The following is a 22,752-nucleotide window of genomic DNA, read 5'->3' as shown; positions in this document are numbered from 1 at the left end:
GGGATGCGCGAATGCCCGGCCGACGAGCGCGAGGTCGATGCTCGGAGGCGGTCAGAACCCGGACGCCAGTTCCCTTTTAAGCATCGTGCGGGTGGCGCAGGAGGGAGCGCGGCGGCACGCCCTCGTTTCCCTCGGTTCGATCGCGATAAATGGTGGCGCGCGCGAGCAGCATGAGCGTCACCGGTGTCGTGACGGTGATGAAGACGCCGATCAGGATCTCGTGGATGATGGGGCGTGAGCCCAGCGCCGAGAAGCAAACGGCCGATGCGAGCAGGATCGCGCCGGTCCCCCAGCTCGTGCCCAGGGTCGGTGCGTGCACCCTCTCGAAGAAGCTGCGGAAGCGCAACGTGCCGATCGCTCCGATGAGGGTCAGCCCCGCGCCCAGAACGACGAGGAAGGCCGTCAGAAGGGCCGCCCAGGCAGGAAGATCTTCGAGGTGGTTCATTCGATCACCTCGCCCCGCATGAGGAACTTGGCGAGGGCGACGCTCGAGACGAAGCCCAGTACGGCGATGATCAGGGCCGCCTCGAAATAGATCGCGCTGCCGGTGCGAATGCCGATCGTCAGGATCAGCAGCATGGCGCTGACATAGGTGGCGTCGAGGCACAGCACGCGGTCCTGCGCGCGCGGCCCGCGGATCAGCCTGTAGGCGCTGCAGGCCATGGCGGCCACGAGCATGGCCTGGGCGGCCGTCACCGCCCAGAGGAGGATTGCCGCCGTCATTCGAATATCTCCATCAACGGCTGCTCGTAGCGCTGCTTGATCACGGAGACCCATTCGGCTTCGTCGGCAAGGTCGAGCACATGGATCAGGAGGACGCCCGTATCGGGGGCGAATTCGACCCAGGCCGTCCCCGGCGTGCTGGTGACGATGCAGGCGAGCACGGCGAGCCCCGTCTTGTCACGCAGATCGAGCGGGATCGCGACGAAACCCGGGATCCGCTCGCGGCGGTTGCCCTGAAGGATGATGCTGGCGACCGCGATGTTCGACTGCAGGATATCGAAGGTGACGACGCCCAGGAGCTTCGGAATGAGCTGCCAGCGCCTCAGCCGTGGCTTGGATGGCTGAAGCGCCGCCATGGCGCGGGAAGCGCCCACGGCGACGGCGCCGCCGAGGAGGAACTGCCCGACCGAGAAGGACGTCAGCAGCATCCACATCAGCAGCAGCAGCGCGGTCAGGACCGGATAGGGCAACAGGCGGCTCATCGCGAGACGCCCGCGGGATGGCCGGTCGCCAATACGCCCTGAATATAGGTCGAAGGGGCATGCAGGGCGCGGGCCGCGGCCTCGGTGTAGTCGAGCAGGGCGCCGCCCTGCACGGCGAGCAGCGTGCACAGCGCCAGCAACCCGATGATCGGAGCGACCTCGACCACCAGTACGCGGGGCACGATCGTCTCCAGCGGCGCCCAGAAGGTCTGGATGCCGGTTCGCATCATCGCGATCAGCGCCGCCAGGCCGGACAGGATGATCAGCGCGGCAAGCAGCCAGACGCGCCCCGGGATCTCGGCGGGCGAGCCCAGACCGGACGGGTTCAGCATGCCGGTCAGCATGGCGAATTTGGCGATGAAGCCCGAGAGCGGCGGCAGGCCGGCGAGCAGCAACGCGACGCAGCCGAACGACACGCCCAGTATGGCGAGTGCTCCGGGCATGGCCACGCCGACCTCCTCGTCGTCATGCTCCTCGACCTCGTCCTCGTCGGTTTCGTCGCCATAGGCTTCCATGGTGACCGCCAGGAGGTCCGCGCCCGGTGCGCGCGCCCGCTCCACCAGCTCGATCAGCATGAAGAAGGCCGCGGTGCTGAAGGTCGAGCTGACGAGATAGAACAGGGCGCCCGAGACGACAGCAGTGTCGCCCAGGCCGACCGCCGCGAGCAGGGTGCCTGCCGAGATCAGGACGCTGTAGCCGGCGAGCTTGCCCATCGCCTGGGATGCCAGCATGCCGAATGTCGCGAAGGCGATGGTCGCCATGCCGCCCCAGAGCAGCACCGGCCCGCCGAAGCCGGCCGAGACCCCCGCCGTGGCGCCGAAGAGCAGCAGAGTGAGGCGCAGGAGCACATAGGCGCCGACCTTGGTGAGCACCACGAAGATCGCCGCGACCGGCGCAGCCGCGGCCATATAGGCGGAAGGCAGCCAGAAGCAGAGCGGCCACATCCCCGCCTTGATCAGGAAGGCGATTCCGAGGATCGCCGCGCCCGCATAGACGAGCCCCCGGTCGTCGGCCGCGATTCCGGGCAGGCGGACAGCGAGGTCCGCCATGTTCAGCGTTCCAGCGATCCCGTAGATCAGGCTGACGCCGACGAGGAAAAGCAGCGACGCCGCCAGGTTGATCGCGATGTAGTGCAGCCCGGCCCGGACCCTGAACGCGCCGGAACCGTGCAGCAGCAGCCCGTAGGACGCCGCGAGCGTGACCTCGAAGAAGACGAAGAGGTTGAACAGGTCCCCGGTCAGGAACGCGCCGCCAAGCCCCATGAGCAGGAACTGGAAGAGCGTGTGGAAATGCGGCCCGGCCCGGTGCCAGCGCGCCATCGAGAAGACCAGCGCGGCGACGGCCAGGATCGAGGTCAGGGCCAGCATCAGTGCCGACAGCCGATCGAGGACGAGCACGATGGCGAAGGGCGCCGGCCAGTTGGCGACGGCATAGGAGAGGGACAGGGCGCCGCCTTCGCCCGGAGTGCCGTCGGCCATGTGCATCAGCGCGGCCGCCGTGGCCACTAGGAGCAGGCAGGAGGCGAGGTTGAGGAGCGCCTTGAGCGTGTGACGCAGTTCGTCGATCAGCAGGAGCCCCGCTCCGGTGACGAGCGGCAGCAGGATCGGAACGATGAGGAGATGCCTCGTCCACTCCATCAGCGCTGCTCTCGCCCGTCGACATGGTCGTTGCCGGTTAGCCCGCGGGCGACGAGCAGGACCACCAGCAGCAATGCGGTCGTGGCGAAGCCGATGACGATCGCGGTGAGCACCAGCGCCTGCAGAATCGGGTCGGCGTAGTCGGCCGGATTCCCGGCACCGCCGGGGCCGAGAACGGGCGGCGCGCCGACCGTCAGCCGGCCCATGCTGAAGATGAACAGGTTCACCGCATAAGAGAGCAGCGAGAGGCCGATGACGAGCTGATAGGTGCGCGGGCGCAGGACGAGCCAGACGCCGGATCCCGTAAGCGCTCCGATGGCGATCGCGAGCGTCAGTTCCATCGTTGGCGCTCCTCTCCGAGGCGGGCCGCGCGCAGGCGGCGTATCGATTGGTGGGCGATGGCGATCAGCATCAGCACCGTCGCGCCGACCACGAGGCTGAACACGCCGAGGTCGAAGAAGGTGGCGCTCGCCAACGGCACCTTTCCGATGAGCGGCAGCTCCACATACCGGAAGTAAGAGTTGAGGAACGAATCGCCGAACAGGATCGCGGCCGCGCCGGTGAAGGCCGCCAGCAACAGGCCGCCGCCGATCCAGGCGACCGGCAGGATGCGCAGCCTGTCCTCGACCCAGACCGTCCCCGCCGCCATGTATTGCAGGATGAAGCCGGCCGCCATCGCGACGCCCGCCGCAAAGCCTCCGCCGGGGGCATCGTGTCCGCGCAGGAACAGATAGGCGGCCAGCACGATGATGACGGGGAACATCCACTGCATGATCACGGACGGCACGTAGAGATATTCCTCCTTCGTCGCTTCGGCCTCGGTGTTCGGTTCGGCCTCGTCAAAGGAACGCTGGATGAGCTGCTGCTCGGGGCGTTCGATCGTGTCGGGGGCAGGGCGGAACCGCCGCAGCAGGGCGAACACGCTCAGCGCCACGATGCCGAGCACCGTGATCTCGCCGAGCGTGTCGAACCCGCGGAAGTCGACGAGGATGACGTTGACGACATTGCGGCCGCCGCCTTCGGCATAGGCCTTCTCCAGGAAGAAGCTGGCGATCGTCTCGGGCGGCGTGCGGGTCATCACGGCATAGGAGACAACCGTCATGCCCAGCCCTGCGATGACGGCGATCGCCAGGTCGCGGAAACGGCGCAGCCGCAACGACCAGTCGCCCGGTTCGGCCAGGGCCGGCGAGCGCTTGGGCAGCCAGCGCAGACCGAGCAGGATGAGCACGGTGGTCACGATCTCGACGACGAGCTGGGTCGCGGCGAGGTCCGGCGCGGAGAGCCAGACGAAGGTCAGGCAGGTCACGAGGCCCGTGCCGCCCAGCAGCGCGAGGGCCGCGAGGCGGTGGAACTTGGCCAGATACGCAGCCGCGATCGCGCAGGTGACGCCCACGCCCCAGAGACCGGTGAAGGCGAGATCGACGGTTCCGCCGCGGTCGGAGGTGAGGTCGAGCCCGATGGCGAACACGGCGGCGGCGCCCGCTACAAAGGCGGCCGCAACGACCAGGCGCATTTGCGGCTGGAGCCGCGTGGTGCCGAAGATCTCCTCGATCAGGCGCGCCCATCGCCACGAGATCGCGACCATCACCCGCTCGAAGATGCGCTGGCCGTCGATCCGGCCGAGCAGCAGGGGGCGCTCGGAGCGTTCGAGATAATTGCCGGCGACGAAATACAGAAGCGCGCCGCATACCAGCGCGACCACGCTCATCATCAGCGGAATGTTGAAGCCGTGCCAGATCGCCAGGCTGTATTGCGGCGTGGCGGCGCCGAGCGCGGACGACACGGCCACGTGAAGGAAGGGGCCGATGGTCAGGGCGGGGATCGTCCCGATGACAAGGCAGGCGACGACCAGGAACATGACCGGGAACCGCATCCAGAACGGCGGCTCGTGCGGCTCGCGCGGAAAGCTCTCGGGCGGCGTTCCCAGGAAGATCGAGTGGATCAGCCGGAGCGAATAGGTCACGGCCAGCGCACTGCCGAGCACGGCGGCATAGGGCGCGGCCGTGTCGAGCCATGAATCGGCGTGGGTCTCCACGGCCTCGGCGAAGAACATCTCCTTCGACAGGAAGCCGTTCAGCAGCGGCACGCCCGCCATGGCGGCGCTCGCCACCATGGCCAGCGTGCCCGTGATCGGCATGTAGCGGAACAGGCCGGAAAGCCGCCGCAGGTCGCGCGTGCCGGTCTCATGGTCGATGATGCCGGCGGCCATGAACAGCGACGCCTTGAAGGTCGCATGGTTGATCATGTGGAAGATCGCCGCCACCGCGGCGAGCGGGCTTCCGAGGCTGAGCAGCAGCGTGATCAGGCCGAGATGACTGATCGTGGAGTAGGCGAGAAGCCCCTTCAGGTCGTGCTGGAACATGGCCAGATAGGCCCCGAGCACGAGCGACGCCATGCCCGCGATGCCCACGATCATGAACCATTCGGGCGTGCCGGCGAGCACCGGCCACAGCCGCGCCATCAGGAAGACGCCCGCCTTCACCATGGTGGCCGAATGCAGGAACGCCGAGACGGGCGTTGGCGCGGCCATGGCGTTGGGCAGCCAGAACTGGAAGGGGAACTGCGCGCTCTTCGTCAGCGTGCCGAGCAGGATCAGCAGGAGCGCCGGGACGTAAAGCTCATGCGACCGGATGAGGTCTCCGGACCGGAGCACCACGTCGAGGTCGTAGCTGCCGACGATATGGCCGAGCAGGAGCACGCCGGCCAGCAGGGCGAGACCTCCCATGCCGGTGATGGTCATCGCCATGCGGGCGCCGTCGCGCGCCGCCTGAAGATGATGCCAGTAGCCGATCAGCAGGAACGAGAAGATGCTGGTCAGCTCCCAGAACACGACCAGCAGGATGAGGTTCCCCGCGAGAACCACACCCAGCATCGCGCCCGAGAACGCCAGGAAAAAGAGATAGAAGCGGCGGACCGGGTCCTCGGCCGAGATGTAGTATCTGGCGTACATGACGACCAGCACGCCGATGCCGCTGACAAGGACCGCGAAGATCCAGGCGAAGCCGTCCATCCTGAGCGTGAAGTTGAGCCCGAGGGAGGGGATCCACTCGATCTGGTGCCGAACGACGTTCCCGCTGCTGACGGATGGATAAAGCGAGATCGCCAGGGCCAGGCAGGCGACCATGGTTGCCCCGGTAATCCAGGTCGCCGACTCGCGGCCCCCCCGCACCACGACCATGGCCAGGCTGGCGACGAAAGGCAGAACCAGAATCAGGACTAGCGGGGAAAGCGCCATCGTTCTCCTTGGGTGTGATGATTCGTGTGTTCTTAGGCTACCGAAGCTGATCCGCCAATGACGAGCGGACGCGTCGCGCCTGCGACATCGGCTCCCCTGCGCACGATTGTCGCCTGGATTCGGATGGGTACGGGCTGGCGGTCGCCGCCCGCGCAGGCCGATCGCCTCAGTCGAAGCGTGACCGGCCCAATTTCGGGATCTTGTTTTCAGCGAGGCGACGCGTCGTCGCGAATGGTCGCAGCGGTGTTCTCGTCGGAGCTCGGCAGCGTCACGCTCTGTCCGAAGACATGCGCGGCAGCGATGGCCTGGGAGACCTTGATGTTCGGGGTAGCAGCGGCCGTCCTTGCTGGCAAAGAGACGGCGTACCGAAAGGGAAGCGGGTGAAATCGCGTTTCACGCAAACCCTTATCAACACTCACCTCTTCCTCGCATAAGCGAGAAGGGGGTGGTGCCCAGGAGAGGACTCGAACCTCCACGGCTTTCACCACTGGTACCTGAAACCAGCGCGTCTACCAATTCCGCCACCTGGGCAACGGCGGTTCGTTTACGGGGGCCGAGTCGCCCTGTCAACGGGCTTGTGAAAAGGAAATGCGGTGCGTTCGGGCGCGGCTGTGGAAATCGTCCCGCCGCGCCGTCGCCGCGAGGCGAAACCGGCCGGTCGGATGACGTTTGGGCGGGCTCGCCGCCCCATCATCGGGCGTAATGCCGCAGGCGCAGGGCAGGGCTGCGGTTTGCCGCAAAAGGGATTTCCACTTTCGCGGAACATGATCTAGGAGGTCACAAGCATTCTAAGCGGAGCTTTCGCGATGGCCTCTCAGGCGCCGGCCCAGCAACTCGTCACGGTTTTCGGCGGTTCCGGATTCGTTGGCCGCCATGTCGTGCGCGCGCTGGCCAAGCGCGGCTATAGGGTGCGCGTCGCGGTGCGCCGTCCCGATCTCGCAGGCTTCCTGCAGCCGATCGGAACCGTCGGCCAGATCCACGCCGTGCAGGCCAATCTGCGCTATCCCGCTTCGGTGGCGGCCGCGGTGAAGGGGGCGGATGCCGTCGTCAATCTGGTCGGCATCATGCAGGAGCAGGGCCGTCAGGGCTTCTCCGCCGTGCAGGCGAACGGTTCGCGCGCGGTGGCCCAGGCCTGCGCCGCCGCCGGAATCGCCCGCCTCGTCCATGTCTCGGCGCTTGGCGCCGCGGCCGAATCACGCTCGTCCTACGCCCGTACCAAGGCGGAAGGGGAGGCGGCCGTCTTCGCTTCCGTGCCCGGCGCGGTCGTGCTCCGGCCTTCGGTGATGTTCGGGCCGGAGGATACCTTCTTCAACCGCTTCGCCTCCATGGCGCGGATGCTGCCCGTGCTGCCGCTGGTCGGCGATGGGGCGACGAAGTTCCAGCCTGCCTTCGTCGGCGACGTCGCGGAGGTTGTCGCCCGCGCCATCGACGGGACGGTCGAGGGTGGGCGCGTCTACGAGCTCGGCGGTCCGGAGGTGCTCAGCCTGCGCCAGATCGTCGAGGAGACCTGCCGCATCATCGGTCGCAAGCGCCTGCTGGCCCCGCTGCCGTTCCCGCTCGCGCGGATCATGGGCAGCGTGCTGCAGTTCGCCGACATGCTGACGCTCGGCCTCATCCCGGACGAGCTGGTGCTGACGCGCGATCAGGTGACGCTGCTCGAGAGCGACAACGTCGTCTCCGCGGCCGCCGCCGCCGAGGGCCGTGATTTCGCCGGGCTCGGCATCGCGCCGACCTCGGTCGAAGCCATCGTCTCGTCCTATCTCTGGCGCTTCCGCAAGACCGGCCAGTTCGACACCGCCCGCGCGAACTGAGGGGCGAGACTCGGGAGGCGCCCGTGCCGTTCGAGCTTGTCATCTACGATTGCGACGGCACGCTGATCGACACCGAGACGCTGTACGCGGAGGTCAGCCTCGCCCTTTGCCATGAGATCGGCCTGAGGAACTGGACGCTCGATCACTATGTCGAGCATCTGGTCGGCATTCCGCTGGCCGATGGCTTCAAGGTCATCGAAGCGGCGCTGGGGCGATCCCTGCCGGGCGATTTCGAGGCGAGGATCGAGGCCGCGGTAGCGGGGCGTCTCGCACAGGAGCTGCGTGCCCTGCCGGGCGTGAGGGAGGCGGTTTCAACTCTGTCCGGCCGCCGCTGCGTCGCCTCCTCGACGACGCTCGAGCCTCTGCGCCACAACCTCGCCTTGGCGGGCCTGCTCGACCTGTTCGATCCGCATGTCTTCTCGGCCTCGCAGGTCGCGCGCGGCAAGCCCGCGCCGGACGTCTTCCTGTTCGCCGCGGCGCAGATGGGCGCGGGGCCGGGGCAATGCCTGATCCTGGAGGATTCGGTGCCCGGCGTGCAGGCTGCCAGGGCCGCCGGCATGCAGGTAGCAGGCTTTATCGGCGTGGCTCATGACAAGGTGCGCATGCGCGAACGCCTGCTGGCCGCGGGCGCCGCGGTGGTGATCGACGGCTATGACGATTGGCCGGCCGCGGCGGCGCGGCTCGCGGAGCTGCCGGCCGCCTGACCCCGGCCTCGCTCAGAGCATGCTGGGCAGCACGCGGTCCGGCGGCTTGTGGCCGTCCATGAAGGTCTTGATGTTGACGATGACCTTCTCGCCCATGTCGGCGCGGCCCTCATGGGTGGCCGAGCCCATATGGGGCAGCACCACGACCTTGTGCTGGCGGGCGAGCTTGAGCAGGCGCGGATTGACCGCCGGCTCGCTCTCGAACACGTCGAGCCCGGCGCCGGCGAGTTCGCCGGCTTCGAGCATGCGCGCGAGCGCGGTCTCGTCGACCACTTCGCCGCGGGCGGTGTTCACCAGGATCGCATCCGGCTTCATCAGCTTGAGGCGGCGGGCCGAGAGCAGGTGGTAGGTCGCGGGCGTATGCGGGCAGTTGACCGAGACGATGTCCATCCGCGCCAGCATCTGGTCGAGCGAATCCCAATAGGTGGCGTCGAGCTTCTCCTCGATGCGCGGATCGACCCGGCGGCGGTTGTGGTAGTGGATCGAGAGGCCGAAGGCCGCGGCGCGCTTCGCCACAGCCTGGCCGATCCGGCCCATGCCGACGATGCCGAGTCGCTTGCCGGTGATCCGCCGGCCGAGCATCCAGGTCGGCGACCAGCCGGCCCAGTCGTCGTCGGGGATGACGCGGGCGCCTTCCGCGATGCGCCGGGCCACGGCGAGGATCAGCGCGATCGTCATGTCGGCGGTGTCGTCGGTGAGCACGCCTGGCGTGTTGGTGACGGTGATGCCGCGCTGCACGGCGCTTGCCACGTCGATATTGTCGACGCCGTTGCCGAAATTCGCGATCAGGCGCAGCTGGTCGCCGGCCTGGGCGATGATCGCGGCATCGATCTTGTCGGTCACGGTCGGCACCAGCACGTCGGCGGTCTTCACCGCCTCGACCAGCGCTGCCGGCGACATCGGCTTGTCGTCGATGTTCAGCTTCGCGTCGAATAATTCGCGCATCCGGGTTTCCACCACGGCGGGCAATTTGCGCGTCACCACGACCAGGGGCTTCTTCTTCGACATGGCGGTCACCCTTCCGTCATCGGCCGTATCGTCCGCACTTCCTCAACCCGCCATTAACCCTGCTGGCCCAGGAATGAGCGGGAACGGGAGCGCTTGCGCCCCCGGCTCTCCAGTTGTCTAGGCGGCACGGCGACGGATGACAACTTGCCCCTTCGCAGGGGGCGGAACGGCCGAGAAGGAGTGTGGTGGATGAAGGCCTTGTCGATGCGGCGCCTTGCGCTGTTGGCTTTCTGCGTCCTTGGCGCGCCGACCGTCGCCTTCGCGCAGGACATGCAGGCCGGCTCGGTGACCGGCCTGCCGGTGCCGCGCTATGTCAGCCTGAAGACCGATCGCGTGAATCTGCGCGAAGGCCCGTCGAAGGAACACCGCACGCGCTGGGTCTATCAGCGGGCCGGCCTGCCCATGGAGGTGACGGCGGAGTTCGAGACGTGGCGGCGTGTGCGCGACGCCGACGGCACCGAGGGCTGGGTGCTGCACAGCCTGCTCTCCGGCCGGCGGACCGCCCTCGTCGCGCCATGGTCGAAGAAGAAGGACGAGGTCTTTCCGATGCGCGCTACGGCGGGGGAGGATGCGGCGGTGGTCGCCCGGCTGCAGCCGGGCGTCGTCATCAGCGTCGCCTCCTGTGCCAATGCCTGGTGCCGCGTCAGCGTCGGCGCCATCAACGGCTATATCCGCCAGGAGCGGCTCTGGGGCGTCTATCCGAACGAGAAGGTCGACTGAGTCGCGCCGACCGCTACTGCGGCGTCAGCGTCGCCAACGGCCTGCCGCCGCGGTCGAGCAAGGCGAGACGGCCCGTTCGCTGCTGGATCGTCCAGCGCTGCACCCGTTCGAGGGTCTTCAGGAAACGCTGTTCCTGATCCATCACCTCCGGCGCGCAGGCCATCATCGTCGAGACCATGCGCGAGAAGCGGATGGTCCGGCCCCTGATCGTCGCATTGCCGCCGAAGCCGTTGCAGCCGCCGCGGCCGGACACTCTGCCATCGCTGGCGATCTCCATCGTGGTCGTGATCGAGGCCGGCGTTTCGGCGCCGCCGAGGCTGGCGAGGCGCCAGTTCCCGATCGGCGAGGAGGCGGGGCGGGAGGGCTGATCCTGCCCGGCCACGCGCTGGACCCAGATGTCGGTCTTGTCCGGGCCGCCGGTGAAGACACTGTGCCGCTCGGTCGTGATGAAGAGGAGCCGCCCGCGATCGAGGATGCGCGCCTGCAGCGCGTAGCTGCGCCGCGGCTCGATCTGGCGCGAATCGAAGCGGAGCGTCCAGGGCGCGGGGATGCGCCGCCCGGAGACGCGGGTTTCGGCGATGGTGCGGGAGGGCGCGTCGGCCAGCGACACATCGAGGAGCTTGACCTCGATGATGGCGCCCGGCGGCAGCGCCATGCGCTCGCGATAGGAAACCGTGCCGCGCAGGACGCGGGGCGCTGCCATAGCGGGGAGGGCGGGGCCGGCGGCGGCGAGCAGCAGTCCGGCGAGAGCCCGCCGCGAGATCGCGGCGTCGAGACAGCGCATCGTTCTGGGGCCTTTCGCGCGGGAGGGGTCAGCCGTCGATCTTGCGCAGGCGCACCACGACATCGACGCGGGCAATCTCATAGCCTTCGGGCGGCGTCGGCAGGCTGGCGACGTCGATCTCCTCGGCCGGAATGTCGATGACGCGGTTCTCGCCATCGACGACGAAGTGATGATGCTGGTGATCGGCGGTATCGAAATAGGCCTTGGCGCCGTCGAGCGTCAGTTCCCGCAGCAGGCCAGCCTCGGTGAACTGGCGCAGCGTGTTGTAGATCGTGGCCAGCGAAACCGGAATGCGCTCCCGCATCGCCTCTTCGTAGAGCATCTCGGCGCTGACATGGCGCTGCCCCTTGGCGAAGAGAACCCAGCCGAGAGAGACACGCTGGCGCGTCGGCCGCAGGCCCACGCGCCGCAGCTTTTGCCGGATGTCGTGGAAGGGGCAACCCTGCCGCGAGGCCGATCCGTAGCCCTGGCTCTGGGAAGTCAGATCGTTCATGCCGCTAAGCGTGTCCCTGTCCGCAACGGGCGCCCGACGCTCCGCTCGTTGATTGAAATCATCCTAAGAAATGTAAGGCTTCGGTTCCTCGGTCGCAAGCGCGACGCCCATATCTAGCGGGTCCTTGCGGTCCTGGCCTTGATCTGGCGCATGCTTGCGGTGGTTTTCGATCCGCGGGTGTGGTTGGGGGCGCCTGCGCCCTTTCGTTCCCGGCGCCGGGCGTGTTAGCACGGCGGAGAATACGCGGGCCGAAACCGGGCTCGCGCAAAGGAGCGGAACGGGAATGCAGCGTCAGTCGTCTTTCAGCTACGAGGAGATCCTCGCCTGCGGTCGCGGGGAACTGTTCGGGCCTGGCAATGCGCAGCTCCCGCTGCCGCCGATGCTGATGTTCGACCGCATCACCGAGATCGCCGAGGAGGGTGGCGAGCACGGCAAGGGGCTTGTGCGCGCCGAGTTCGACATCAAGCCCGACCTCTGGTTCTTCGATTGTCATTTCAAGGGTGACCCGGTGATGCCGGGCTGCCTCGGCCTCGATGCGCTCTGGCAGCTCACGGGCTTCTTCCTCGGCTGGCTCGGCCTGCCGGGCCGCGGCCGGGCGCTGGGCGTCGGTGAGGTCAAATTCGCCGACCAGGTGCTGCCGACGGTGAAGAAGGTCGTCTATGGCGTCGACTTCAAGCGTGTCTTCAAGTCGAAGCTCGTCCTGGGCATCGCCGATGGCTGGCTCGAGGCCGACGGCAAGCGGATTTATACGGTCAGCGACATGCGTGTCGGCCTCTTCAAGCCGGAAGCGGCCTGAGGAAAAACGCAGCCCGACCTTGCGCGCAGCTGCCGCTCGGTCCATTTGCGCGATAGGAATCCAGAGCGGCCGGGCTTGCCCCGCCGCGTGCGGACAGCTGGAGTAAGCGAGCATGAGACGCGTCGTCGTCACGGGGATGGGCATCGTCTCGTCCATCGGCAACAACACGCAGGAGGTCCTGGCCTCGCTGCGCGAGGCGAAATCGGGCATCTCCCACGTTGCCGAATTCGCCGAGCACGGCTTTCGCAGCCGTGTCGCCGGCGTGCCGACTCTCGATGCGGCCAGCGTCGTCGATCGTCGCGCGATGCGCTTCCATGGCGGCGGCTCCGCCTGGAATCATGTGGCGATGGAGCAGGCGATCGTCGATTCCGGGCTGGAGCCCGGCGAAGTCAGCCATGAGCGCACCGGCATCGTCATGGGTTCGGGCGGCCCTTCCACCCGGGCCCTGATCGACGCCTATGACAAGGCGCGCGAGAGCGGCTCTTCCAAGAAGGTCGGCCCCTTCGCCGTGCCCAAGGGCATGTCCTCGACCGCTTCGGCCACGCTCGCGACCTGGTTCAAGATCAAGGGCGTCAACTATTCGATCTCCTCGGCCTGCGCGACCTCCAACCACTGCATCGGCAACGCCTACGAGCTGATCCAGTGGGGCAAGCAGGACGTGATCTTCGCCGGCGGCTGCGAGGAGCTGGACTGGACGCTCTCCGTCCTCTTCGACGCGATGGGGGCGATGTCTTCGCGGTACAACGACACCCCGGCGGTTGCCTCCCGCGCCTATGACCTGAATCGCGACGGCTTCGTCATCGCCGGCGGCGCCGGCGTCGTCGTGCTGGAAGAGCTCGAGCACGCCAAGGCCCGCGGCGCCAAGATCTATGGCGAGGTCGTCGGCTACGGCGCGACCTCGGATGGCTACGACATGGTCCAGCCCTCCGGCGAGGGCGGCGAGCGCTGCATGCGGCAGGCGCTGGCAACGGTGAAGGCGAAGGTCGACTACATCAACCCGCACGGCACCTCGACGCCGGCCGGCGACGGCCCGGAGATCTCCGCGATTCGCAACGTCTTCGGCAGCGGCGATGCCTGCCCGCCGATCTCCGCGACCAAGTCGCTCACCGGCCATTCGCTCGGCGCGACCGGCGTGCAGGAGGCGATCTACTCGCTGCTGATGCTGAACAACGACTTCATCTGCGAGAGCGCCCATATCGAGGAACTCGACCCGGCCTTCGCCGACATGCCGATCGTGCGCAAGCGCATCGACAATGCCGGGCTCGGCTGTGTGCTCTCCAACTCCTTCGGTTTCGGCGGCACCAACGCCACGATCGTAATGAAGCGCCTGGAGGCCTGAGGGCACGATGCTCTTCATGGTGGTCGAGCATTTCGATCAGGCCCGCGTGAAGGACGTCTACGTCCGCTTCCAGGAACGTGGGCGGATGGCGCCGGAAGGCCTGCGCTATGTCGAAAGCTGGGTCGCCGCCGATCTCGGGCGCTGTTTCCAGATCATGGAATGCGACGATGTCGCCCTGCTGCAGGAATGGGTTCTGCAGTGGAGCGACCTCGCGCGTTTCGAGATCGTACCCGTCGCGACGTCGAAGGCCGCGGCTGCCGCGGTGTTGAAGTCCTAGCCTTGTCGCGCCCTTTCGCCTCGTGCAATGGACGTGCAATCGCAAGGTGAGGTTCAGGCTTGACGAGCCTCAGTTGCCCAGCGTTTTTCTCTTCCCCCGCCGTCGGACCAGATCCTGAAACTCCCTTCTAGAGTGTGCCATGCTCCCGCTGATGCATAACAAGCGCGGCCTCATCATGGGCGTCGCCAACCAGAATTCGATTGCCTGGGGCATCGCCCGCACGCTTCACGCCCACGGCGCCGAGATCGCCTTCACCTATCAGGGCGATGCGCTCGGCAAGCGCGTCCGGCCGCTGGCCGAGAGCCTCGGCTCGAGCCTCGTCATCCCCTGCGACGTCGAGGACACCGCTTCGGTCGATGCGACCTTCGCTGCCCTCGACGAAGCCTGGGGCGGCGATCCGGAACGCAACACGCTCGATTTCATCGTCCATGCGATCGGCTTCTCGGACAAGAACGAGCTCAAGGGCCTCTACGCCGACACCACCCGCGAGAACTTCTCGCGCACCATGGTGATCTCCTGCTTCTCCTTCACCGAGATCGCCAGGCGCGCCGCCGAACGCATGCCGAGGGGCGGCAGCATGCTGACCCTGACCTATGGCGGCTCGACCCGGATCATGCCGAACTACAACGTGATGGGCGTGGCCAAGGCGGCGCTCGAGGCGAGCGTGCGCTATCTCGCCGGCGACTACGGCCCGCGCGGCATCCGCGTGAACGCCCTCTCGCCCGGACCGGTCAGGACGCTGGCCGGCGCCGGCATCTCCGATGCGCGTGCCATGCTCTCCTGGCAGCGGGCCAATTCGCCGCTGCGCAAATCGGTCTCGCTGGAAGAGATCGGCGGCTCGGCCCTGTACTATCTTTCGGACCTGTCGGGTGGGGTCACCGGCGACATCCACCATGTCGACGCCGGCTACCACATCACCTCGATGCCCGTTCTCGAAGGCTTGCGGGCGGCCGATAGCGGCAACGGGGAGTAGACGGAACCCCGCGTCGGGACCATCGTTCTCCTCCGGTCGGAAGGAGGACATGCGATGACCTTGGTCAGGTATGAGATCGTCCAGCACGATGACGGCTGGGCCTACAAGGTCGGGGACGTGCTGTCGGAGACCTTTCGCTCGCACGAAGCGGCGCTGAAGGCGGCCAGGCGGGCGGCGGCGCGGCAGACGATCGCCGGCCATACGGACGGCATCGTCTACCAGGACAGGGATGGCCAGTGGCACGCGGAACTGGCCGACGGCCATGACCGCCCCTCGACCGAGGTCATCGACGAGCCCTGACGAGCGGGTTCCTGCCTAGCGGGCGGTGAAGAAGGTCAGCAGCACCTTGTCCATCTCCCCGAGCAGGCAGAGGAAGCGGCGCGGCTTGTCCGAGCGGTCCGTTCGCAGATAGGCCTCGCCCATGACGATGCGCGTGACCGGGATATCCTCGATCTTCGCTTCCGACACCGCGACGGTGGCGCCGTCCTCGTCGATATAGATGTCCTTGATCTCCGGTTCCTTCGCATGGAGCGTCTGGAGCGCCGCCTTCTTGCAGGTTGCGATCTCGGGCGTGGCCGGCTTTTCGCTCTTTGGCGGAACCTCTTGTGCGAGAGCGGGAGACGACAGGAGTGTCGCGGAGATCAGGGCAGTGGCGGCGAAGCGGAGCATGCGGGGAGCACTCGGGTTGATCGGTGAGTGCTGAACGCCTCAGAGCCCCGCTGGTTCAAAAGGCAACGTCATCCCGTGCGCGCTGCGGCGCGAAGTGCCGCTGCGCAGACACGGGACCGTGCGCCGGATAGCCTCCCGTCTCGCCCTCGGCGCGAGGCCCAAATGACCGTGGAAGATCGCGCTCATAGAAAAAGAAAACCCGGCGTGGTCTGACCTCGCCGGGTAATTGGAGCTTTTATCGTCACGCGGTCCCGTGTCTGCGCAGCGGCATTCACATGCCGCAGCGCGCACGGGATGACACCCGCGACAAGCGCTCGTCAGAGACCGAGCTTCTTCTTGCGCTGGCCGAGCGTGCGCAGGCGCAGCGCGTTGAGCTTGATGAAGCCGGCCGCGTCGCGATGGTCGTAGGCCACGGCGCCTTCCTCGAAGGTGACGAGGTCCTGGTCGTAGAGCGAGTAGTCGCTCGACCGGCCGATGACATGGACGCCGCCCTTGTAGAGCTTGAGGCGCACGTCGCCGGTGACGAATTCCTGGCTCTTGTCGATCAGCGCCTGCAGCATCTCGCGCTCGGGCGAGAACCAGAAGCCGTTATAGATCAGCTCGGCGTATTTCGGCATGATCTCGTCCTTGAGATGCGCCGCACCGCGATCGAGCGTGATCGACTCGATCGCGCGATGCGCCGCATGCAGGATCGTTCCGCCGGGCGTCTCGTACATGCCGCGGCTCTTCATGCCGACGAAGCGGTTCTCGACGAGGTCGAGCCGGCCGATGCCGTTGTCGCGGCCGAGATCGTTGAGCTTGGCGAGCAGCGTCGCCGGCGACAGCTTCTTGCCGTCGATCGCGACCGCGTCGCCCTTCTCGAAGGAGATCGTGATGATCGTCGGCTTGTCCGGCGCGTCTTCCGGCGAGACTGTGCGCGAATAGACGTAGTCCGGCACCTCGACCGCCGGGTCCTCCAGCACGCGGCCCTCCGACGAGGCGTGCAGCAGGTTGGCGTCGACCGAGAACGGCGCTTCGCCGCGCTTGTTCTTGGCGATCGGGATCTGGTGCTGCTCGGCGAAGGCGATGAGCTGTTCGCGCGAGCGCAGGTCCCATTCCCGCCAGGGCGCGATCACCACGACGTCGGGCTTGAGCGCGTAGGCGGTGAGCTCGAAGCGAACCTGGTCGTTGCCCTTGCCGGTGGCGCCATGGGAGACGGCGTCGGCGCCGGTCTTCTCGGCGATCTCGATCAGCTTCTTGGCGATCAGCGGGCGCGCGATCGAGGTGCCGAGCAGATAGACGCCCTCATAGGCGGCGTTCGCCCGGAACATCGGGAAGACGTAGTCGCGCACGAATTCCTCGCGCAGGTCTTCGATGAAGATGTTCTCGGGCTTGATGCCGAGCAGAAGCGCCTTGTCGCGCGCCGGTCCGAGCTCCTCACCCTGGCCGAGATCGGCGGTGAAGGTCACGACCTCGCATCGATAGGTGGTCTGCAGCCATTTGAGGATGATCGAGGTGTCGAGTCCGCCGGAATAGGCGAGAACGACCTTCTTCACGCTGCTGTCAGCCATCTTGGTCAATTTCCTGCTGGCGGCCCGCAGGCCGCGTTTCGGACGCAATGGCGCACTATCGCAGGGTTCGGGGCGAAGCAATCGGAACCTTCTGATCGATCCCGCGCCGTCCTGTGATGGGTCGGCGTTGGCGGCGGCGGCGCCCCGTTCCCGAGAGCGCCCATTCGGGGCGCTTGCGGTCGTGCTCCGGAGAGTTCAGGCTCGCCGGTGCGCGACACGAGATGATGACGACCTGTTCGGAGGCTGAATGCCGAATCGTCCCGTTCTGGACTTCTGGTATGAGTTCGCGTCACCCTATTCCTGCCTGAGCGCCCTCAGAATCGAAGAATTGGCCGAGGAGGCCGGTATTGCTCTGCGCTGGCGGCCCTTCCTGCTGGGGCCGATCTTCGCCGCGCAGGGCTGGAACACCTCGCCCTTCGCGCTCTATCCCAGCAAGGGGCGCTATATGTGGCGCGACACGGCTCGCCGGGCGCGGCGCCAGGGCCTCGATTTCGTCAAGCCGGAGAATTTTCCCCAGAATTCGCTGTCCGCGGCGAGGCTGGCCCTGGCCGGCCGCGAAGGCGGCTGGACCTCGGTCTTCTCGAAGGCTCTGTTCCGGGCCCAGTTCTGCGAAGGCAGGAACATCGCCGAGGAGGCGGTGCAGACGCTGGCGCTGCGGGAGGCGGGGATCGAGCCGCATGTCGCCATCCCGCTGTCGCGCAGCGAGGAGGTCAAGGGGCGGCTGCGGGCCGAGATCGAATACGCGAAGTCGATCGGCATCTTCGGCGCGCCCTTCTTCGTGGCGGGCGATGGCGAGCTGTTCTGGGGCGATGATCGCCTGGAGGAAGCGCTCGAATGGGCCCGGGACGGGCGCTGACGAGGTGAGGGCCAATCGACGCGAGCTGCTGGCGGCCGGCATGGGCCTGTGTCTGGCTCCCGCCGCGTTCGCACGTCCGGTCTTGCCGGGCGATGCGCCGAGCTACGACGCGCGCGAGCTCACGGCCGTGCCCAACGAGGCGGCGATCGGTCGCCGCTACTGGTCGCCCGGGCTGAACGAGGGCTATGTTCCGCAGGGGCTCACCGTCCATGGCGACGAGATCCTGATCGCCGCCTATCGCAGCACCGAGCGGGATCAGGACAACGGCCCGGCCCGTCTTTTTCGATTGGGTCGCCGCGATGGGCGCCTGCTCGGCAGCTTCGCGCTGCCGGCGACCTACGGCCACCCGGGTGGTCTCGCCATGGTGCGGGAGACGCTGTTCGTCGCCAATTCCGGCCGGCTCCTCGCGCTCGACTTCAAGGAATCATGCCGCAGCGGCGAATGCGTGCCGCTGAAGGAGACCCGCGTCGACAAGGCGATGGGTCCCTCCTTCCTGGCGGCCTCGGGGGACCGGCTCTGGTTCGGGCCCTACCGCCGCGAGGGCGCGCCCAGCGTCCATGCCGTTTCGGTCGCCCGCATTCTCGCTGCGGCGGAGGCACCGGTCGGGCTGGCCGATGCGGAGGCGACAATCCCGCTGCCGCTCTTCGCGCAGGGCGCCACTTTCGGCCCCGAAAGCAGTCTCTGGATCGCGCAGAGCTCCGGCAACCGGCCGGCCTTCCTGTCCCGGCTCGACGCCCGCAGCGGCGCGGTGCTCGCGCGCTATCCCGCTCCGGGCGGGATCGAGGATCTCGGCCATGCGCCGGACGGCAGGCTCTGGGCGGTCGGCGAGGCGGGGACACAGCGCTGGAACCGCTGGAGCACCTTCTACCCGCTCGTCTTCGAGATCGATCCGGGAAAGCTGGTCGCCGGCTGATCAGCCCGGCCCGGGCGTGGGCGGTCGCGACCACGGCCCACGCGCCACGGTTTCCTCGACCATCGTCGGCAAATCCTGCCGTTCGGTGAGCTTGGGCGGGTGCGGCGGCATGTCGGGCATCCTGCCGCCGGCCGTCTCGATCAGCGCCTGGACCCGCTTGGTCACGGAAGGGTGGGTCGAGAACAGGTCGGCGAAATCGTCGGGGTCGTTCTCGAAGCACATGTCCATGACGCCCGATGGCACCCCGTCGATATCGGCGCGGCCGGAGATCTTGAGCAGGGCCGAGATCATCGCATCTGGGTTCTTGGTCAGCTCGACCGCCCCGGCATCGGCCAGGTATTCCCGCGAGCGCGACAGCGACAGCCGGACCAGCACGGCCAGGAACCAGGAGATCGCGATCACCGCCACGCCGATGATGATGGCGGCGCCATTGCCCTTCTTGGAATCGTCCGACGAAACCCGGATCCGGCTGCGGCCGAAGCCGCGGAACACCATCTCCCCGATGAAGGAGATGACGCCGGCGATGACCACGGCGACCACCATCAGGCGGACGTCGCCATTGCGGATATGGGTCAGCTCATGGGCGAGGACGGCCTCGACCTCGGCGTCGTTGAGCTGGGCGAGCAGCCCGCTGGTGACGCTGACCGTGAACTGCTTGTCGTTGACGCCGCTGGCGAAGGCGTTGAGCGCGTCGCTTTCGATGATCGCCAGTTTGGGCATCGGCAGGCCGCGCGAGATGCAGAGGTTTTCCAGCATCCGGTAGAGCTTGGGGTTGTCCTCGCGTGCGAGGCCCTTGGCGCCCGTCACCGCCCCGATCAGCGCGACATTGATGCGGAAGCCGACGAAGACCCAGAGGATCGTCGCCAGCGTGATGAACGGAAACCAGGAGCGAAAGATGCGGTTCGCCTCGGTGAAGACGCTGCGGCCATAGGGCACGCCGCCATAGCCGTAGCCGATCAGCAGCAGGCCCCAGGTCGTGAGGTAGACGAGCAGGAAGAGCCCGGCGATCAGGAGGTTGGACCTGATCCGGTTGTTGCGCTGATGGGTATAGAGCCCGAAGGCCTGGGCCATCGCCGCCGCTCCCCTGCCGCCGGCAATCCTGCGCTAGAACTTCACGCTCGGGGCGGTCTCGATCTGGGCCCGGGTTTCCGGACCGACATCGAAGAATTCGCGCTGGGTGAAGCCCATCTGTGGCGCGAAGAGCATGGCCGGGAAGGCCTGGATCGCGGCGTTGAACTCGCTCACCGCATTGTTGAAGAAGCGCCGCGCCGCGGCGAGCTTGTCCTCGACATTGCCGAGATCGACCTGGAGTTGCTGGAAGTTGGCACTGGCCTTGAGGTCGGGATAGGCCTCGCCCAGCGCCAGCAGCCGGCCGACTGCGCCGGAGAGCTGCTGCTCGGCGGCCGCCTTGTCATGGACGCCGGTCGCGCCCTGGGCCGCGTTGCGGGCGGCGATGACGGCGTCGAGCGTCGACTTCTCATGCGTCGCATAGCCCTTCACCGTCTCGACGAGGTTCGGGATCAGGTCGTGCCGTTGCTTGAGCTGGACATCGATGTCGGCGAAGGCCTGGTTGACCCGCTGCCGCATCGTGACGAGCCCGTTATAGGTCATGATCGCATAGATGATGACGGCCGCGATCAGCCCGAGAATGACCCAACCCATGCAACGCTCCCCCTTGCCCGGCGTTCGAGCCGGCAGACTGGCACGGCCGGCGAGCTTGGGGAAGCCGCAGGAAGCTTGCCCTTGCGGCGAGAGTGGATTACATCGCCCCTGTCCGAAGGGCCGTGATCGATCATGCGCCGGGGGCGGTCTTCGTGGCCTGCTCCCGTTTCGTGTTTGAAACGGCTGCCTCGGATACGGATCGAGCCATCGGCATGGCGCCTTCGGCCCCGACGCGTCGGGGCGGAAACCTCCGCGAGGAGGAGCCGGCGGCGGCGCTCCGGACCGCAACACCAACCCATGGCGCCTTGCCGGACATCCGCGGGATACGCGGCCGGCTCCCAGGAGATCACATGTCAGCAGTTGAGAGCTATAGCGCGGGTCGCGAGGATTTCGCCGCCCTGCTCGAAGAGTCCTTCGCCCGCAACGAGGCGATGGAAGGCACCGTCATCAAGGGCAAGGTTGTCGCCATCGAGAAGGATATGGCGATCATCGACGTCGGCCTGAAGACGGAAGGCCGCGTCGCGCTCAAGGAATTCACCGGCCCCGGCCGCGAGCAGGAGATCGGCGTCGGCGATGAGGTCGAGGTCTATCTCGACCGGATCGAGAACGCCCTCGGCGAGGCCGTCATCTCGCGCGACAAGGCTCGCCGCGAAGAGAGCTGGGTCAAGCTCGAGAAGGCTTTCGAGGCCCGCGAGAAGGTTTCGGGCGTCATCTTCAACACCGTCAAGGGCGGCTACACCGTCGATCTCGACGGCGCCGTGGCCTTCCTGCCGCGTTCGCAGGTCGACATCCGTCCGATCCGCGACGTCGGCCCGCTGATGGGCCAGCCGCAGCCCTTCGAGATCCTCAAGATGGATCGCCGCCGCGGCAACATCGTCGTGTCGCGCCGCACCGTCCTCGAAGAGACCCGCGCCGAGGCTCGTTCCGAGCTCGTCGCCTCGCTCGAAGAGGGCCAGGTCATCGACGGCGTCGTCAAGAACATCACCGAATACGGTGCGTTCGTTGACCTCGGCGGCATCGACGGCCTGCTGCACGTCACCGACATGGCGTGGCGCCGCGTGAACCATCCGTCCGAGGTCGTGACCATCGGCCAGACGGTCAAGGTCAAGATCATCAAGATCAACCAGGACACGCACCGCATCTCGCTCGGCATCAAGCAGCTGCTGGCCGATCCGTGGGATGGCATCGCCGAGCGTTACCCGGTCGGCACCCGTCTCAAGGGCCGCGTGACCAACATCACGGACTACGGCGCGTTCGTCGAAGTGGAGCCGGGCATCGAAGGCCTGATCCACGTCTCCGAGATGTCCTGGACCAAGAAGAACGTCCACCCCGGCAAGATCGTCTCGACCTCGCAGGAAGTCGACGTCGCGATCCTCGAGGTCGATCCGGTCAAGCGCCGCATCTCGCTCGGCCTCAAGCAGACCCTGCGCAACCCGTGGGAGCTCTTCGCGGAGCAGCACCCGTCGGGTTCGGTGGTCGAGGGCGAGGTCAAGAACAAGACCGAGTTCGGCCTGTTCCTGGGCCTGGAAGGCGATATCGACGGCATGATCCATCTCTCGGATCTCGACTGGAACCGTCCGGGCGAGCAGGTCATCGAGGAATACAAGAAGGGCGACGTCCTGCAGGCCGTCGTTCTCGATGTGGACGTCGAGAAGGAGCGTATTTCGCTCGGCCTGAAGCAGCTGGGCGGCGATCCCTTCGTGGATGCCGGCGAGTTCAAGAAGGGCCAGATCGTCACCTGTGAGGTGGTCGAGGTCAAGGAGTCGGGTCTCGACGTCAAGATCGCCGACACCGACATGATGACCTTCATCAAGCGCGCCGAGCTGGCTCGCGATCGCTCCGAGCAGCGCCCCGAGCGCTTCGCGGCCGGCGAGCGCATCGACGCCCGCGTCGTGCTCTTCGACAAGAAGGCCCGCAAGATCCAGGTCTCGATCAAGGCCCTGGAAATGGCCGAGGAGAAGGAGGCGATCGCCCAGTTCGGTTCGTCCGACTCCGGCGCCTCGCTCGGCGACATCCTGGGCGCGGCCCTCAAGAAGGCCAGCGACAAGAAGTGAGGCTTCGGCCGCGTGAAGCGGCCGGCCTTCGAATTCGGCCCGCGCGGAGCGATCCGCGCGGGCTTT

24 protein-coding genes and 1 tRNA gene are annotated in these 22,752 nt (G+C 67.1%); 11 read left to right on the top strand and 14 right to left on the bottom strand.

Going from position 1 to position 22,752, the window contains the following annotated elements; all coding sequences use genetic code 11:
- Positions 1–76: 76 nt before the first annotated feature.
- From mnhG to B5Y19_RS10340, 7 genes are all read right to left on the bottom strand, one after another.
- Entirely contained in the window at positions 77–445 is a 369-nt protein-coding gene (gene mnhG / locus B5Y19_RS10370; protein ID WP_055729843.1) for a monovalent cation/H(+) antiporter subunit G, read from the bottom strand.
- A complete protein-coding gene (locus tag B5Y19_RS10365) occupies positions 442–723 on the bottom strand; it encodes a K+/H+ antiporter subunit F (protein WP_055729842.1) in 282 nt (93 codons plus the stop codon). Before B5Y19_RS10365 ends, mnhG begins: the two co-directional genes overlap by 4 nt.
- Positions 720–1,205 (bottom strand): Na+/H+ antiporter subunit E, encoded by a 486-nt coding sequence (locus B5Y19_RS10360; RefSeq protein ID WP_055729841.1) that lies wholly within the window; start codon positions 1,203–1,205, stop codon positions 720–722. The genes B5Y19_RS10365 and B5Y19_RS10360 overlap by 4 nt, the downstream gene beginning before the upstream one ends.
- Positions 1,202–2,845 carry a monovalent cation/H+ antiporter subunit D gene (locus B5Y19_RS10355; protein ID WP_210190116.1) on the bottom strand — a complete coding sequence of 548 codons (1,644 nt, stop codon included), beginning with the start codon at positions 2,843–2,845 and terminating at the stop codon, positions 1,202–1,204. Before B5Y19_RS10355 ends, B5Y19_RS10360 begins: the two co-directional genes overlap by 4 nt.
- Entirely contained in the window at positions 2,842–3,183 is a 342-nt protein-coding gene (locus tag B5Y19_RS10350) for a Na+/H+ antiporter subunit C (RefSeq protein ID WP_079591419.1), read from the bottom strand. The genes B5Y19_RS10355 and B5Y19_RS10350 overlap by 4 nt, the downstream gene beginning before the upstream one ends.
- On the bottom strand, positions 3,174–6,077 hold the full coding sequence (locus B5Y19_RS10345) for a monovalent cation/H+ antiporter subunit A (protein WP_055729838.1): 2,904 nt from the start codon (positions 6,075–6,077) through the stop codon (positions 3,174–3,176). The genes B5Y19_RS10350 and B5Y19_RS10345 overlap by 10 nt, the downstream gene beginning before the upstream one ends.
- Positions 6,078–6,523: 446 nt before the next feature.
- Positions 6,524–6,608: transfer RNA gene (locus tag B5Y19_RS10340), tRNA-Leu, on the bottom strand.
- A gap of 275 nt (positions 6,609–6,883) precedes the next feature.
- On the opposite strand from B5Y19_RS10340, the gene B5Y19_RS10335 reads away from it, so the two are divergent.
- Together B5Y19_RS10335 and B5Y19_RS10330 are read left to right on the top strand one after the other, a co-directional pair.
- On the top strand, positions 6,884–7,888 hold the full coding sequence (locus B5Y19_RS10335; RefSeq protein ID WP_055729837.1) for a complex I NDUFA9 subunit family protein: 1,005 nt from the start codon (positions 6,884–6,886) through the stop codon (positions 7,886–7,888).
- A 23-nt stretch (positions 7,889–7,911) separates the two neighbouring features.
- A complete protein-coding gene (locus B5Y19_RS10330) occupies positions 7,912–8,592 on the top strand; it encodes an HAD family hydrolase (RefSeq protein ID WP_055729836.1) in 681 nt (226 codons plus the stop codon).
- Positions 8,593–8,604: 12 nt separating this feature from the next.
- Here B5Y19_RS10330 and B5Y19_RS10325 read toward each other — a convergent pair whose 3' ends face one another.
- Positions 8,605–9,600 carry a 2-hydroxyacid dehydrogenase gene (locus B5Y19_RS10325; protein WP_055729835.1) on the bottom strand — a complete coding sequence of 332 codons (996 nt, stop codon included), beginning with the start codon at positions 9,598–9,600 and terminating at the stop codon, positions 8,605–8,607.
- 189 nt (positions 9,601–9,789) lie between these two features.
- On the opposite strand from B5Y19_RS10325, the gene B5Y19_RS10320 reads away from it, so the two are divergent.
- Positions 9,790–10,320 carry an SH3 domain-containing protein gene (locus B5Y19_RS10320; RefSeq protein WP_055729834.1) on the top strand — a complete coding sequence of 177 codons (531 nt, stop codon included), beginning with the start codon at positions 9,790–9,792 and terminating at the stop codon, positions 10,318–10,320.
- A 13-nt stretch (positions 10,321–10,333) separates the two neighbouring features.
- On the opposite strand, the gene B5Y19_RS10315 is transcribed toward B5Y19_RS10320, so the two are convergent.
- Complete coding sequence (locus B5Y19_RS10315) at positions 10,334–11,104, bottom strand: YbaY family lipoprotein (protein WP_055729833.1); 771 nt, start codon at positions 11,102–11,104, stop codon at positions 10,334–10,336.
- A 28-nt stretch (positions 11,105–11,132) separates the two neighbouring features.
- On the bottom strand, positions 11,133–11,597 hold the full coding sequence (irr, locus tag B5Y19_RS10310) for a Fur family transcriptional regulator Irr (RefSeq protein ID WP_055729832.1): 465 nt from the start codon (positions 11,595–11,597) through the stop codon (positions 11,133–11,135).
- 283 nt (positions 11,598–11,880) lie between these two features.
- On the opposite strand from irr, the gene fabA reads away from it, so the two are divergent.
- The 5 genes from fabA (at position 11,881) to B5Y19_RS10285 (ending at position 15,282) form a co-directional block, all read left to right on the top strand.
- A complete protein-coding gene (gene fabA, locus B5Y19_RS10305; protein WP_055729831.1) occupies positions 11,881–12,393 on the top strand; it encodes a 3-hydroxyacyl-[acyl-carrier-protein] dehydratase FabA in 513 nt (170 codons plus the stop codon).
- Between the two features lie 112 nt (positions 12,394–12,505).
- Positions 12,506–13,732, top strand: a complete 1,227-nt coding sequence (gene fabB, locus B5Y19_RS10300; RefSeq protein WP_055729830.1) for a beta-ketoacyl-ACP synthase I — start codon at positions 12,506–12,508, stop codon at positions 13,730–13,732.
- Positions 13,733–13,739: 7 nt separating this feature from the next.
- Entirely contained in the window at positions 13,740–14,009 is a 270-nt protein-coding gene (locus B5Y19_RS10295; RefSeq protein WP_055729829.1) for a DUF3303 domain-containing protein, read from the top strand.
- A 139-nt stretch (positions 14,010–14,148) separates the two neighbouring features.
- Positions 14,149–14,982, top strand: coding sequence for an enoyl-ACP reductase FabI (gene fabI / locus B5Y19_RS10290; RefSeq protein ID WP_055729828.1), 834 nt, complete (start codon positions 14,149–14,151; stop codon positions 14,980–14,982).
- Positions 14,983–15,036: 54 nt separating this feature from the next.
- Positions 15,037–15,282, top strand: a complete 246-nt coding sequence (locus B5Y19_RS10285) for a DUF2188 domain-containing protein (protein WP_055729827.1) — start codon at positions 15,037–15,039, stop codon at positions 15,280–15,282.
- A gap of 15 nt (positions 15,283–15,297) precedes the next feature.
- Here the strand turns inward: B5Y19_RS10285 and B5Y19_RS10280 are convergent, their stop codons facing one another.
- Positions 15,298–15,651, bottom strand: coding sequence for a hypothetical protein (locus B5Y19_RS10280; RefSeq protein WP_055729826.1), 354 nt, complete (start codon positions 15,649–15,651; stop codon positions 15,298–15,300).
- A 317-nt stretch (positions 15,652–15,968) separates the two neighbouring features.
- Positions 15,969–17,201, bottom strand: coding sequence for an argininosuccinate synthase (locus B5Y19_RS10275; protein ID WP_055729825.1), 1,233 nt, complete (start codon positions 17,199–17,201; stop codon positions 15,969–15,971).
- Positions 17,202–17,448: 247 nt separating this feature from the next.
- On the opposite strand from B5Y19_RS10275, the gene B5Y19_RS10270 reads away from it, so the two are divergent.
- The gene (locus B5Y19_RS10270; protein ID WP_055729824.1) at positions 17,449–18,057 is read left to right on the top strand and encodes a 2-hydroxychromene-2-carboxylate isomerase; all 609 of its coding nucleotides are present in this window, start codon (positions 17,449–17,451) and stop codon (positions 18,055–18,057) included.
- Between the two features lie 4 nt (positions 18,058–18,061).
- Complete coding sequence (locus B5Y19_RS10265; protein WP_139384339.1) at positions 18,062–18,970, top strand: NHL repeat-containing protein; 909 nt, start codon at positions 18,062–18,064, stop codon at positions 18,968–18,970.
- On the opposite strand, the gene B5Y19_RS10260 is transcribed toward B5Y19_RS10265, so the two are convergent.
- Positions 18,971–20,041 carry a M48 family metallopeptidase gene (locus B5Y19_RS10260; protein ID WP_055729822.1) on the bottom strand — a complete coding sequence of 357 codons (1,071 nt, stop codon included), beginning with the start codon at positions 20,039–20,041 and terminating at the stop codon, positions 18,971–18,973.
- A 33-nt stretch (positions 20,042–20,074) separates the two neighbouring features.
- Positions 20,075–20,632: a LemA family protein gene (locus tag B5Y19_RS10255; RefSeq protein ID WP_055729821.1), complete on the bottom strand. Its 558-nt coding sequence runs from the start codon at positions 20,630–20,632 to the stop codon at positions 20,075–20,077.
- 350 nt (positions 20,633–20,982) lie between these two features.
- Here B5Y19_RS10255 and rpsA point away from each other — a divergent pair, with 350 nt between their 5' ends.
- Positions 20,983–22,686 (top strand): 30S ribosomal protein S1, encoded by a 1,704-nt coding sequence (gene rpsA, locus B5Y19_RS10250; RefSeq protein WP_055729820.1) that lies wholly within the window; start codon positions 20,983–20,985, stop codon positions 22,684–22,686.
- The last annotated feature ends 66 nt before the right edge of the window (positions 22,687–22,752 follow it).

It is taken from the genome of Allobosea thiooxidans, from assembly GCF_900168195.1.
In the GTDB taxonomy this organism is placed as follows: Bacteria; Pseudomonadota; Alphaproteobacteria; order Rhizobiales; family Beijerinckiaceae; genus Allobosea; species Allobosea thiooxidans.
Note: the sequence above shows the minus strand (reverse complement) of the source record. Positions and strands in the feature narration are given on the sequence as shown.